We start from the raw sequence: 12,588 nt of genomic DNA, 5'->3' as shown, positions 1-12,588 counted from the left end.
TACAGCGGGGTCGTGTCCGGCCAGCGGCCGGACCTGCATCTTACGGACGGCGCGCCAGGGCTTCGACGTCCTTGGCCTTCGGCAGCAGGTCCTGCTTGCTCACGCGCAGGAAGCCGATCGTCAGCATCGGCACCGCGACCAGGATCGAGGACAGTACCACGATCACTGCACCCACCATGTGGGTTTCGGCCAGGCCTTCCATCGACGCGCCGCCGTACATGTACAGCGCCAGCGCCGACAGGAAGAACATCACCGCAGTGATCACCGTACGCGACAGCGTCTGGTTGATCGAGCGGTTCAGCACTTCCAGCGGTTCCACGCGCAGGCTGCGGAAGTTCTCGCGGACGCGGTCGAACACCACGATGATGTCGTTGATTGCAAAGCCCATCACCGACAGCAGGCCGGCCAGCACGTTCAGGTCGAACTCGCGGCCCATCAGCGACACGTAGGCCAGCGTCACCAGCAGGTCGAACAGCGCCACGATGCTCGCGGTAACCGCGAACTTCCACTCGAAGCGGAAGCCGATGTAGATCAGGAAGCCGGCCAGCATGAAGATCGTCGCGTACAGGCCGTTCATGGCCAGGTCCTTGCCGATCTGCGGGCCCACGAACTCATTGCGCAGGATCGTGGCCGGGTTCTCGCTGGTGGTGATCGCCTTGAGCACCGCCGCGCCGGTGGCCTTGTCCTCTGCACTGGCTGCGCCGGTGCCGGGGGCATGCTCGCCGTGCGGGGCCAGTCGGATCAGCACGTCGGTGTTGCCACCGAAGCTCTGTACCTGGGTGCCTTCGAAGCCGTTGGCTTCCAGGCGCGAGCGGACTTCTTCCACGTCCACCTGGCGATCGAAGCGCGCTTCGATCAGGGTGCCGCCGGTGAAGTCCAGTGCGAAGGTGAAGCCCTTGATGCCGATGATGGCAACCGAGGCCAGGAACACCGCGATGGTGACTGCCATGGCGACATGGCGCCACCGCATGAAGTCGATCGTGGTGTCGTTCGGGAGGATGTGCAGCGGAAACAGTTTCATTGTGCGAGTCGTCCCGTCAGATGGCCACGTTCTGGAGCTTCTTGCGACGACCGTAGATCAGCGTCGCCAGGGCGCGCGACACGGTGATCGCAGTGAACATCGAGGCGAAAATACCGATGATCATGGTCAGGGCGAAGCCCTTCAGCGGACCGGTACCGAACGCGAACAGGGCCACGCCCACGATCAGGCCGGTCAGGTTGGCGTCCAGGATGGTGCCGCTGGCGCGCTCATAACCGGTCACGATCGCGGTCTTGCCCGGCACGCCGGCACGCAGCTCTTCACGGATACGCTCGTTGATCAGCACGTTGGCGTCGACCGACAGGCCCACCGACAACGCCAGGCCGGCGAAGCCCGGCAGGGTCATGGTGGCGCCGAACAGCGACATCACCGCAACCACGATCAGCAGGTTGAACAGCATCGCCGCCGAGGTGATCAGGCCGAACATGCGGTAGTACACGGTGAAGAACACCAGGGTGAACATGAAGGCGTAGATCACCGCGGTGATGCCGCGCTCGACATTCTCGGCACCCAGGCTGGGACCGACCACGCGCTCTTCCACGAAGTCCATCGGCGCGGCCAGCGAGCCCGACTTCAGCAGCTTGGCCAGTTCTTCGGATTCCTTCTTCTCCAGACCGGTGGTCTGGAAGTTCTTGCCGAACACGCCGTTGATGTTGGCCACCGAGATCACTTCCTCGTTGACCCGGAAGCTGCGCACTTCCTTGCCGTCGACCGTGGTCACGGTCGGCACGCGTTCGGTGTACACCACCGCCATCGGCTTGCCGACATTGGCGCTGGTGAAGTCGAACATGCGCTGGCCGCCGACGCTGTTGAGCGTCACGCTGACCGACGGGGTGCCGGTGGTGGCGTCGTTGACCGCCTGGGCAGCGACCATCTGGTCGCCGGTGACGATCACGCGCTTGTTCAGCAGGATCGGGGCACCCGTGTCACGGCGCGTGTAGACCTTGGCCTCCGGCGGAATGCGGCCGGTGTCGATGGCGTCCTGTGCATTGCCGTCGACCACCGCACGGTATTCCAGGGTGGCGGTCGCACCGATCATGCGCTTGGCTTCGGCGGTGTCCTGCACGCCCGGGAGCTGCACGACCACGCGGTCGGCGCCCTGGCGCTGGATGATCGGCTCGGCCACGCCCAGCTGGTTGACGCGGTTGCGCAGGGTGTTGATGTTCTGCTCGATCGCACCGTTGGTGATCTGGCTCAGCTCGGTTTCCGGCACGGTCACGGTGATGCGCTTGCCCACCACGTCGTAGCCCAGGGTCGGCTGCGCCTTGGCCAGCGCCACGCGGGCGCGGTCCACGGCCGCGTCATCGGTGGACGGGCTCAGCGTGGCGACGATGGAGTTGTCCGGGCGACGCTCGACCGACTGGAACGGAACGCGCGATTCGCGCAGCGTGCCGCGCACGTCTTCGGCGTAGGCGTCCATGCGCTTGTCGATGGCCGCCTTCTGGTCGACCTGCAGCACGAAGTGCACGCCACCCTGCAGGTCCAGGCCCAGCACCATCGGGCGACCGCCCAGGCGCTGCAGCCAGTCCGGCACGGTCGAGGCCAGGTTCAGTGCCACCGTGTAGTTCTCACCCACGCTGTCGCGCAGCCGGGCGCTGGCCGCAGCCTGCGTATGCAGGTCCGGCAGGCGCACGATCAGGCTCTCACCTTCCTTGTCCGCACCGATGTTGGCGATCCCGGCGGCCTTCAGGTCGGCCAGCACGCGCTCGCGAAGGGCCTCGTCGACCTGCCCGCCACGGTTGGCGGTGATCTGGACGGCGGGGTCCTTCTGGTAGATGTTGGGCAGAGCGTACAGCGCGCTGAGCGCCAGTACGATCAGGATGACGACGTATTTCCAGCGTGGAAATTCAAGCATTGCCAGGTTCCTGCGCGGCGCCATTCCCGGCGCCGCGGTTGTGCTTCGGAAAGGAGATGACTCAGTTGGCCGACTTCAGCGTGCCGGTCGGCAGCACGTTGCCCACGGCGCCCTTCTGCACGCGGATGTTGACGTTGTCGGCCACTTCGATGGTGACGAAGTTGTCGCCGATGCCCTTCACGGTGCCGGCGATGCCGCCGTTGGTCAGGACTTCGTCGCCGATCTTGATCTTTTCCAGCATCGCCTTGTGTTCCTTCTGGCGCTTCATCTGCGGGCGGATCATCAGGAAGTACATGATCGCGATCAGGATGATCGGGAACAGCAGCGTGGTCAGGCCCATGCCCTGCGGCTGGCCACCGGCGGCTTGGGCGTGGGCGGCGGGAATCAGGAAGGCGATCAGGTTCATGGTGTGTCCTTGGGTTGGGAGGCGCCCTTCCCCACATGGGGTCGGGTGTCGCCGCGAAACAGGGGTCAGCCGCGAAGTATGCCACGGCCCCGGGCGGGTTACAGCGGCGGCGTGGCCATGCCCCGGGCCGCATAGAAGGACTCGCGGAAGGCCTCGAAGGTTCCCGCCGCGATGGCCGCGCGCATGTCGGCCATCAGCTTCTCGTAATAGAAGAGGTTGTGGAGGGTGCCCAGCATCGGCGCCAGCATCTCGTTGCAGCGGTCCAGGTGGCGCAGGTAGGACCGGGTATAGCCGCTGGTGCAGGCATGGCAGCCGCAGCCCGGCTCGATGGTGTCCATGTCCCGTTCATAGCGGGCGTTGCGGATCCGCACCGTGCCGGTGGAGGTGAAATAGTGGCCGTTGCGGGCGTTGCGGGTCGGCATCACGCAGTCGAACATGTCCACGCCGCGGGCGACCCCTTCGACCAGGTCTTCCGGCCGGCCCACGCCCATCAGGTAGCGCGGACGGTCGGCCGGCAGGATCGGGTGCATGTGGTCGAGCATGGCGTTGCGCTCGTGCTCCGGCTCGCCCACCGCCAGGCCACCGATGGCATAGCCGTCGAAACCGATCTGCTGCAGGCCCTCGGCCGAACGGGTGCGCAGGTCATGGTGGACCCCGCCCTGGACGATCCCGAACAGCGCCGCGTCGTTGCCCAGTTCGTCGTGCGCGTTACGGCTCCGCTGGGCCCAGCGCAGGCTGAGCTCCATCGAGGTGCGCGCCACCGGTTCGGTGGCCGGGTACGGGGTGCACTCGTCGAAGATCATGACGACGTCCGAATCGAGCACCTTCTGGATCTTCATGCTCTCTTCCGGGCCCAGGAACACCCGAGCGCCGTCGGTCGGCGAGGCGAAGGTCACGCCCTGCTCGGTGATCTTGCGGCGATGGGCCAGCGAAAACACCTGGAAACCGCCGGAATCGGTCAGGATCGGCCCGTTCCAGCGCGCGAAGCCGTGCAGGCCGCCGTGATCGGCGATCACGTCCAGGCCCGGGCGCAGGTACAGATGGAAGGTGTTGCCCAAGATGATCTCGGCGCCCAGCGCGCGGATCTGCTCCGGCAGGATGCCCTTGACCGAGCCATAGGTGCCCACCGGCATGAACGCCGGGGTTTCCACCGTCCCGCGCGGGAAGGTCAGGCGGCCGCGGCGGGCACGCCCGTCGGTGGTCTGGAGCTGGAACTGGAGTCGGGACATCGGGCGGAATCGGGGCAAATAATCCTCGATTATCGCCTAAAACCGTCGTGCCCGCTTTCAATCCCCCTGCGGGAACAACAACATGGCATCGCCATAGCTGAAGAACCGGTATTTTTCGGCGATCGCCGCGCGGTAGGCCTCGAACACCCGTTCCTGCCCGGCAAAGGCCGAAATCATCATCAGCAGCGTGCTTTCGGGCAGGTGGAAGTTGGTGACCATGGCGTCCACGCTGCGGATCCGGTAGCCGGGCGTGATGAAGATCTGGGTTTCGCCGGCATACGGCAGCAGGTCGCCGTCGCGCATCGCGCTTTCCAGCGCGCGCACCACCGTGGTGCCCACGCCGATCACCCGCCCGCCGGCCGCACGGGTCTGGCGGACCTGCTGGACCAGCTCGGCGCCGACGTTCAGCCACTCGCGGTGCATGACGTGGTCTTTCAGGTCATCGGCACGCACCGGCTGGAAGGTGCCAGCGCCCACGTGCAGGGTGACGTGGCCGAAACCAATGCCCTTTTCCTTCAGGGCCGCGAGCAGGGCTTCGTCGAAGTGCAGCCCGGCGGTCGGCGCGGCCACCGCACCCACTTCGCGGGCGAACACGGTCTGGTAGCGCTCGCGGTCATCCAGCCCCGGCTCGCGCTGGATGTAAGGCGGCAGCGGCAGGCGGCCGGCGTGCAGCAGCCACTGCTCCAGCGACTCGGGCACATGGAACTGCAGCACGTAGAACTCGCCGTCGCGACCCAGCACCTCCGCTTCGCCGCCGGCGTCCAGCGCGATCCGGCTGCCCGGCTTGGGCGATTTGCTGGCCCCAACCTGCGCCCGCGCCTGCTGCCCGCCGAGCAGGCGCTCGATCAGGATCTCGACCCGGCCGCCGCTGGCCTTCTGCCCGAACAGGCGCGCCGGAATGACCCGGGTGTCGTTGAACACCAGCAGGTCGCCGGGCTGCAGCAGGTCCGGCAGGTCGCGCACCTGGCGGTGGTCGAAGGCTGCCGGGGTCGGCGGCACCACCATCAGGCGGCTGGCGGAGCGCTCGGCGAGCGGCGCCTGGGCGATCAGTTCGGCGGGCAGGTCGTAATGGAAATCGGACTTCTTCAAGGGAGCGCACGGCAACGTGTAGGCAATGTCGCGCATTGTACGACTGGCTCCCGGTGGCAACGAGCATGGCGGCGAACGTCGCGCAAAATGCTGCTATGCAACAGTTTTTGCCGGGGTTATCGCGCGAAAAAGCGCGTGCTAGCATCGAACCGGAAGTCTGATGCACGAGCCGCATTCCCCCAAGCGCGCGCCCCTGTCGCGCGTTTTGCATTTGCGCCGTGCCGCCAATCGTTTCAGGAGATCTGCAATGAGCTTCATCGAACGCCTCGCCCCCCTCCGCGCCCAGCCCGGCACGCGCCTCACCGCCGGCCTGGATGACGCCACCCTCGACCGCCTGGCCGCCGGCCACCCGCAGCTGCTGGGTGCCGTGGACGCCGCCGTCGTCGAATTTGAGCGGGTCCGCGCCGACCTGGCCGAGCTGCTGGCGCTGGACGAACGCGCCCAGATCGATGCCATGCAGGACGGCTTCGTCAATTTCTATGCCGACGACGCGGTCACCCCCTACGTTGCCCTCGCCGCCCGTGGCCCCTGGGTGGTCACCCTCAAGGGTGCGGTGCTGTACGACGCCGGCGGCTACGGCATGCTCGGCTTCGGTCACACCCCGCAGGCGGTGCTGGACGCGATGGCCGCGCCGCAGGTGATGGCCAACGTGATGACTCCGAATCTGTCCCAGCACCGCTTCATCCAGGCGCTTCGCCGCGAGATCGGCCACCGCCGCGGCGGCTGCCCGTATGCACGGTTCATGTGCCTGAATTCCGGTTCCGAGGCGGTCGGCTTGGCCGCGCGCATCGCCGACGTGAACGCCAAGCTGCAGACCGATCCGGGCGCCCGCCATGCCGGTGCGAAGATCAAGCGCGTGGTGGTCAAGGGCAGCTTCCACGGTCGCACCGACCGTCCGGGCCTGTACTCCGATTCCAGCCGCAGGACCTACATGCAGCACCTGGCCAGCTACCGTGGCGAGGACAGCGTGATCGCCATCGCGCCGTACGACGAAGACGCGCTGAAGCGGGTATTTGCCGAGGCCGAACAGAACCACTGGTTCATCGAAGCGGTGTTCCTGGAGCCGGTGATGGGCGAAGGCGACCCGGGTCGCTCGGTGCCGCCGTCGTTCTACGCACTGGCCCGCGAGCTCACCCGCCAGCACGGCAGCCTGCTGCTGCTGGACTCGATCCAGGCCGGCCTGCGCGCGCATGGCGTGCTCTCGATCGTGGACTACCCCGGCTTCGAAGGGCTGGAGGTGCCGGACATGGAGACCTACTCCAAGGCGCTGAACGCCGCGCAGTTCCCGCTGTCGGTGCTGGCCGTGACCGAGCATGCCGCGCAGCTGTACCGCAAGGGCATCTACGGCAACACCATGACCTCCAACCCGCGTGCGCTGGACGTGGCCTGCGCCACCCTGGGCCTGCTCACCCCGGAGGTGCGCGAGAACATCCGCCAGCGCGGCGAAGAAGCGGTGCGCAAGCTGGAACAGCTGCGCAGCGAACTGGGCGGGCTGATCACCAAGGTCCAGGGCACCGGCCTGCTGTTCTCCTGCGAACTGGCCCCGCAGTTCAAGTGCTACGGCGCCAATTCCACCGAAGAATGGCTGCGCAACCATGGCATCAACGTCATCCATGGCGGTGAGAACTCGCTGCGCTTCACCCCGCATTTCGGCATGGACAGCGAGGAGCTGGACCTGCTGGTGAACCTGGTGGGTCGCGCCCTGAAGGAAGGCCCGCGCCGGGAACAATCGCAGGCGGCGTAAACCCCACCATGCGATAATGGGTGGTTTCCACCGGGAACCACCCATGAAGTCCATCTGCGTCTACTGCGGCTCCAACGCCGGCAGCAAGCCCATCTACACCGAACGCGCGATCGCGCTGGGCGACCGCATTGCCCGTGACGGCCTGCGCCTGGTCTACGGCGGCGGCAATGTCGGTCTGATGGGCACGGTGGCCAATGCGGTGCTGGCCGGCGGCGGCGAAGTGACCGGGGTCATCCCGCAGCAGCTGGCCGACTGGGAAGTGGCCCATCGCGGCCTGACGGAGTTGGAAATCGTCGGCTCGATGCACGAACGCAAGTCGCGCATGTTCGACCTGTCCGACGCGTTCGTGGCCCTGCCCGGCGGCTTCGGCACCATGGAAGAGATCTTCGAGATGCTCACCTGGCGCCAGCTTGGGATCGGCAACAAGCCGTGCGCCTTCCTCGATGTGGACGGCTTCTACGCGCCCCTGATCGGCATGATCGACCGCATGGTCGAAGAGCGCTTCCTGCACCCGGACCAGCGCGCCGACCTGTGGTACGGCTCGGACATCGACGCGATGCTGGAATGGATGCGCGCGTATGAGCCGGCGCAGGCATCGAAGTGGATCGACGAGAAGCGGCGTACGGCGTTGCGTTGATCACGCGGTAACGAACGTTTCCATCGGCGCAGGGCGACCCAGCAGGTAGCCCTGCCCATAATCGCAGCCCAGCTGCAGCAGGGTCTCGCGCTGGGCGGCGTTTTCGATGCCCTCGCCCACCGTTTCGATGCCCAGCGTGCGCGCCAGCGACAGCACGCCCTGGACCAGCGCGTAGGTGCTCTGCAGGTCCTGGCCATGCAGCCCGGCGATGAAGCTCTGGTCGATCTTCAGCGTGGAGATCGGGAAGCGGTGCAGGTAGGACAGCGCCGAGAAGCCGGTACCGAAATCGTCCAGCTGCACCAGCACGCCGCGTTCGCGCAGCGCCTGCAGGATCCGCAGCGTGCGCGGGCCGTCGTCGAGCAGCGCCACTTCGGTGATTTCCAGGCGCAGCCGGCGTGGGTCGGCACCGGCCGCTTCGATCAGGCCGAACAGCCGTGAGCTGAAATCGGGCGAACGGAAATGCCGCGGCGACACGTTCACCGACAGATAGCCTTCGCCACCGCGCGCGAGCTGGCCGATGACTTCTTCATACAGCAGCCAGTCGACCTGTTCGATCAGGCCGCTCTCCTCGCCCAGGTCCAGGAACGCGCTCGGCAGCAGCAGGCCGCGACGCTCGTGCTGCCAGCGCAGCAGTGCCTCGTAGCCCACCACCTGGCCGTCGGTGAGGCGCACGATGGGCTGGTAGAACGGCATGAAATCGCGATTGTTGATGGCCCGGCGCAGGTCGGCTTCCAGGTCCAGGCTGCGCAGCGCTTCTTCGCGCATGGCTTCATCGAACACCGCCCAGCGGTCCTTGCCCTGCGCCTTGGCGCGGTACATCGCCGCGTCCGCGTCGCGCACCATCTCCTCGCCATTACGGTAGCGCGGGCTCCACATCGCGATGCCCAGGCTGCCGGACGGAAACAGCTCGCGCCCCTGCACCCACATCGATTCTTCCAGCGCCACCAGCATGCGCTGCGAGAACTCGCGGGCCGATTCCAGGCCCTGCTCGCATTCGAGCAGGATGGCGAACTCGTCACCGCCCAGGCGGGCCACCACGTCATCGCCGCCGACCATCGACACGATGCGCTTGGCCACCTCGACCAGCATCTGGTCGCCGGCGGCGTGGCCGATGCTGTCGTTGACCAGCTTGAAGCGGTCCAGGTCCAGGAACAGCACCGCGAACCGCAGGCCGTCGCGCGAGCGTGCGCGCGCGATGGCATCCTCCAGGCGGTCGAGCAGGTGCGCGCGATTGGGCAGGCCGGTCAGCGCATCGTGCAGGGCCTGGTGGGTCAGCCGCTGTTCCGCGCGCAGGCGCTCGCCGATCTGGCCGAGCAGCTTGTCGTTCACCTCGGCCAGTTCGCGGGTGCGCTCATCGACGCGTATTTCCAGCTCGGCGTGCGCGTTGCGCAGGCGCTCCTGGTCGCGCTGCCGGGCCAGGCCGTTGCCGATGTTCTGCGCGACGAAGGTCAGCAGGCGCTGGTCGTGCGCGGTGAAACTGATCTCCGGCGAGTAGCTCTGCACCACGATCACCCCGACCACGTCGTCGTCGCTCAGCAGCGGCACGCCCAGCCAGCAGTGCGAGCGCGCACCGAATTCGTTGACGGTACCCGAGGCGCGCAGCGCGTCGATATGCTCGCGCGAGGCCAGCAGCGGCTGCCGGTTGCGCACGATGTACTCGGTCAGGCCCATGCTGAACGGCCGCGGGGCGCGGGCGGGGTTGTACTCGTCCACCGAGTAGACGAACTCCAGCCCTTCGCCGGATTCGTCGACCAGCGCGATGTAGAAGTTGCGCGCATCCAGCAGCGTCCCGACCACGCCATGCACCTGCACGTAGAACTGGGCCAGGCTTTCGGCGCTCATCGCCATTTCGGCGATGTTGAACAACGCCAGCTGCAGTTTCTCGGCGCGGCGGCGCTCGACCACCTCGTCCTGCAGGCTGTGGTTGGCGCGCTGCAGCTCCAGCGTGCGCCGCTCCACCTGGCGCTCCAGCTGCACCTGCGCCTGGCGCCGGTCCATCGCGGTCAGGATGTGCTGGGCCACATAGCCGAGCAGGGTGCGGTCGGCTTCGTTGTAGCGCACGCGCTGCTCGTAACTCTGCACCACGATGGCGCCGCAGACCCGGCCGTCGCGCAGCATCGGCACGCCCAGCCAATCCAGGCTCTCCGGCCCGCGGCTGGGGTCGTATTCGTCGTTCATCGCCGCCAGCAGTTCATTGGATGGCCCGCTGAGCGGCTGTCCGTGGCGCAGCAGCGCGAAGGTCAGGCTGCGCGGCATTTCATGTTCTTCGTAGCTGCGGTCCGGGTCGGCCACGAAATCGTCGCGCTGGTCGGCGAAGTACAGGAAGCGGATCCGCCGGCGCACATCGTCGTACTCGACGATGTAGCAGTTCTGCGCGTACATCAGCGAATTGAGCACGCGGTGGAAGTGGCGCAGCATCTCGCTCATTTCCAGGTCGGCACCGGCCAGGTCGGCGATTTCGTACAACGCCTGCTGCAGCCGCTTGGAATTCTCCAGCGAGCGGATCTGCTCGCGTTGCCGGGCCAGCGCCAGCGCGTCCTGCAGGCCGCTGCGGGCCACGCCCCACCAGGCGTCGGGCGGGCTTGCGCCATCTTCCAGCAGGACGTGGATGACCAGCTCGCCGCCCTGGTGCTGCCAGCGGTACACCGCCCCGCCCTGCGGGCAGACCGGCGGCGAGGCCAGCAGCGCCTCCAGCAGCGCGCGATCCGAACCGGCCCGCGGTGGATGCCGCAGGCAGCCTTCGCCCAGCGTGGCGTCGGACCAGCCCAGGGTGAGCTGGGCACCGGCCGGCAACAGCGCGCACAGCGTGCGCCCAAGCGCTGCCGATACCGCTGCGCTGCGGTCCTTCCGTCCCGAAGTCGTCACTGCCTGGCTGGACAACATGTTCATCTCTTTTGACGCCGGATACCCGGCGCCTCCCCTGTCCCCCGAGCATAACGCGCAAACCGGGGGTGAATGGAAGCCCTTCACCCCATTGCCCGCCTTCGGACGTTGATGACAGGGTGACCACCGCCATCGCCCCTGCCCCGCGCGGCTATGCGCAGCCCCCTCCAGCGCTTACTCTGTGCGCCGTGGATGCTGCTGCCCTGCCAACCGACGAGTCGCTGATGCTGGCCTGGGCCGGGGGCGACCTGCGTGCCTTCGAAAGCCTGTATGCGCGCCACCGCAACCGCCTGTACAGCTTCCTGCTGCGCCAGCTGCGCGATGCGGCGCTGGCCGACGAAATGTTCCAGGACGTGTGGCAGCGGGTGATCGCCGCCCGCGCCGGCTGGCAGCCGGAGGCGGCCTTCACCACCTGGCTGTTCCGGATTGCCCATAATCGGCTCAACGACCACTGGCGGGCGCTGAAGCACCGTCCTTCCGCGCCGGGCGACGCCGACGAGCGCGTGGCGCGCATGAGCGATACGCGCACGCCGGAAACCCAGCTGTCCGAATTCGAACAGCGCCGCCGCCTGCAGCTGGCCATGGAGCAGCTGCCCGATGACCAGCGCACCGTGCTGCAACTGCGGCTGGAACAGGAGCTGAGCCTGGAAGAGATCGCGCAGGTCACCGGCGTGGGCCGCGAAACCGTGAAATCGCGGCTGCGCTACGCGATGGACAAACTGCGCGCGGAGTTGAGCCCATGAACCGCCCCGATCCGCTGACGCCGGAAGAACGCGAACTGGCCCGCCTGCTGGGCCGGCCGGCGTCCAGTGCACCGCCGGCCGCGGTGGACGATGCGGTGCTGGCCGCTGCGCGTGCGGCGGTGCAACCGGTTGCTGCGGCACCCGCGGTCGAACCGGCTTCGCCCGCTGCTGCGCCCGTGTCCACCACGACGCCGCGCAGGCGTTCGCGCTTCCCGGCCGCACTCGGCCTGGCCGCCTCGCTGGTCTTTGCGGTGGGCATCGCCTGGCAGCTCAAGCCGGAGGGGCCACCGCCGGGCGCACCCGCCCCGATGGCGAGCGAAATGGCCACCGGGACGGCACCGCAGGCCGATCCCGCAGCAGGCGATGACACCGCACCGGCGGCGGTACCGGCCGAAGCGCCGGTTGCCGATGTGGCCCCCCAGGAGAAACCTGCCGCTGCGCCGCCTGCGCCGGCGCGGGCGCTGTCGGTGCCCAAGCCGGCACCGGTGCCAGCGCCACCGCCGATGCCCGCTGCGGCACCGATGGCCATGCCGGCTCCCCCGGCGCCTCCCGCGCCGATGGCCGCCCCGGTCCAGCAGGACGCGCAGGCCGATGCAGCACAGTCGGCCGAACTGGACCGCGTGGTCGTCACCGGCAGCCGCGCCGTCGATGCGCGGGAGCGCGCCAAGCTGGCCGCACCCGCCCCTGCACGCACGCAGGGTGCACCCGGAGTGATGCGCCGTGCCGAACCGGCACCGGCGCAGGCCTATGGCGCTTTGGCATCGCCCGACGCGCTCACCCTCGCGGTCGATGCCGACGCCGCGCTGCCACGCCGGCAATGGATCAAGCGCATCCGCGAGCGCCGCGATGCGGGTGATATGGATACGGCGCGGGCGAGCCTGGAGCGGTACATGCAGGCTTACCCGGAAGCGCGGATTCCAGGGGACCTGCGGGAATTGCTGGATTCGTGATACGTGCCGCGCA

10 protein-coding genes are annotated in these 12,588 nt (G+C 67.7%); 4 read left to right on the top strand and 6 right to left on the bottom strand.

What is annotated here, in order from left to right:
• Positions 1 to 40: 40 nt before the first annotated feature.
• The 5 genes from secF to queA form a co-directional block, all read right to left on the bottom strand.
• Positions 41 to 1,021, bottom strand: coding sequence for a protein translocase subunit SecF (gene secF / locus PDM28_RS07885; protein WP_070206535.1), 981 nt, complete (start codon positions 1,019 to 1,021; stop codon positions 41 to 43).
• A gap of 16 nt (positions 1,022 to 1,037) precedes the next feature.
• A complete protein-coding gene (secD, locus tag PDM28_RS07880; protein ID WP_311184381.1) occupies positions 1,038 to 2,894 on the bottom strand; it encodes a protein translocase subunit SecD in 1,857 nt (618 codons plus the stop codon).
• 61 nt (positions 2,895 to 2,955) lie between these two features.
• Positions 2,956 to 3,300: a preprotein translocase subunit YajC gene (yajC, locus tag PDM28_RS07875; protein WP_070206534.1), complete on the bottom strand. Its 345-nt coding sequence runs from the start codon at positions 3,298 to 3,300 to the stop codon at positions 2,956 to 2,958.
• A 98-nt stretch (positions 3,301 to 3,398) separates the two neighbouring features.
• Positions 3,399 to 4,529, bottom strand: a complete 1,131-nt coding sequence (gene tgt, locus PDM28_RS07870) for a tRNA guanosine(34) transglycosylase Tgt (protein ID WP_311184380.1) — start codon at positions 4,527 to 4,529, stop codon at positions 3,399 to 3,401.
• Positions 4,530 to 4,586: 57 nt separating this feature from the next.
• The gene (gene queA, locus PDM28_RS07865) at positions 4,587 to 5,618 is read right to left on the bottom strand and encodes a tRNA preQ1(34) S-adenosylmethionine ribosyltransferase-isomerase QueA (RefSeq protein WP_311184669.1); all 1,032 of its coding nucleotides are present in this window, start codon (positions 5,616 to 5,618) and stop codon (positions 4,587 to 4,589) included.
• A 247-nt stretch (positions 5,619 to 5,865) separates the two neighbouring features.
• On the opposite strand from queA, the gene PDM28_RS07860 reads away from it, so the two are divergent.
• Positions 5,866 to 7,362 carry an aminotransferase class III-fold pyridoxal phosphate-dependent enzyme gene (locus tag PDM28_RS07860; protein ID WP_311184379.1) on the top strand — a complete coding sequence of 499 codons (1,497 nt, stop codon included), beginning with the start codon at positions 5,866 to 5,868 and terminating at the stop codon, positions 7,360 to 7,362.
• A gap of 43 nt (positions 7,363 to 7,405) precedes the next feature.
• Positions 7,406 to 7,999 carry an LOG family protein gene (locus tag PDM28_RS07855; protein WP_102945638.1) on the top strand — a complete coding sequence of 198 codons (594 nt, stop codon included), beginning with the start codon at positions 7,406 to 7,408 and terminating at the stop codon, positions 7,997 to 7,999.
• On the opposite strand, the gene PDM28_RS07850 is transcribed toward PDM28_RS07855, so the two are convergent.
• Positions 8,000 to 10,882, bottom strand: a complete 2,883-nt coding sequence (locus tag PDM28_RS07850; RefSeq protein ID WP_425507646.1) for a bifunctional diguanylate cyclase/phosphodiesterase — start codon at positions 10,880 to 10,882, stop codon at positions 8,000 to 8,002.
• A 188-nt stretch (positions 10,883 to 11,070) separates the two neighbouring features.
• Between PDM28_RS07850 and PDM28_RS07845 the strand changes: the two genes are divergently transcribed.
• Entirely contained in the window at positions 11,071 to 11,625 is a 555-nt protein-coding gene (locus PDM28_RS07845; protein ID WP_172448125.1) for an RNA polymerase sigma factor, read from the top strand.
• A complete protein-coding gene (locus tag PDM28_RS07840) occupies positions 11,622 to 12,575 on the top strand; it encodes a hypothetical protein (RefSeq protein WP_311184377.1) in 954 nt (317 codons plus the stop codon). Before PDM28_RS07845 ends, PDM28_RS07840 begins: the two co-directional genes overlap by 4 nt.
• Positions 12,576 to 12,588: the final 13 nt, after the last annotated feature.

This window comes from Stenotrophomonas aracearum, assembly GCF_031834615.1.
Classification (GTDB): domain Bacteria; phylum Pseudomonadota; class Gammaproteobacteria; order Xanthomonadales; family Xanthomonadaceae; genus Stenotrophomonas; species Stenotrophomonas aracearum.
Note: the sequence above shows the minus strand (reverse complement) of the source record. Positions and strands in the feature narration are given on the sequence as shown.

What these genes read in the sequence shown, in the direction of transcription:
- yajC (WP_070206534.1), bottom strand. Translation starts at nt 3,300, where the DNA reads ATGAACCTGATCGCCTTCCTGATTCCCGCCGCCCACGCCCAAGCCGCC.
- PDM28_RS07860 (WP_311184379.1), top strand. Translation starts at nt 5,866, where the DNA reads ATGAGCTTCATCGAACGCCTCGCCCCCCTCCGCGCCCAGCCCGGCACG.
- secF (WP_070206535.1), bottom strand. Translation starts at nt 1,021, where the DNA reads ATGAAACTGTTTCCGCTGCACATCCTCCCGAACGACACCACGATCGAC.
- PDM28_RS07850 (WP_425507646.1), bottom strand. Translation starts at nt 10,882, where the DNA reads ATGTTGTCCAGCCAGGCAGTGACGACTTCGGGACGGAAGGACCGCAGC.
- secD (WP_311184381.1), bottom strand. Translation starts at nt 2,894, where the DNA reads ATGCTTGAATTTCCACGCTGGAAATACGTCGTCATCCTGATCGTACTG.
- PDM28_RS07855 (WP_102945638.1), top strand. Translation starts at nt 7,406, where the DNA reads ATGAAGTCCATCTGCGTCTACTGCGGCTCCAACGCCGGCAGCAAGCCC.
- tgt (WP_311184380.1), bottom strand. Translation starts at nt 4,529, where the DNA reads ATGTCCCGACTCCAGTTCCAGCTCCAGACCACCGACGGGCGTGCCCGC.
- PDM28_RS07840 (WP_311184377.1), top strand. Translation starts at nt 11,622, where the DNA reads ATGAACCGCCCCGATCCGCTGACGCCGGAAGAACGCGAACTGGCCCGC.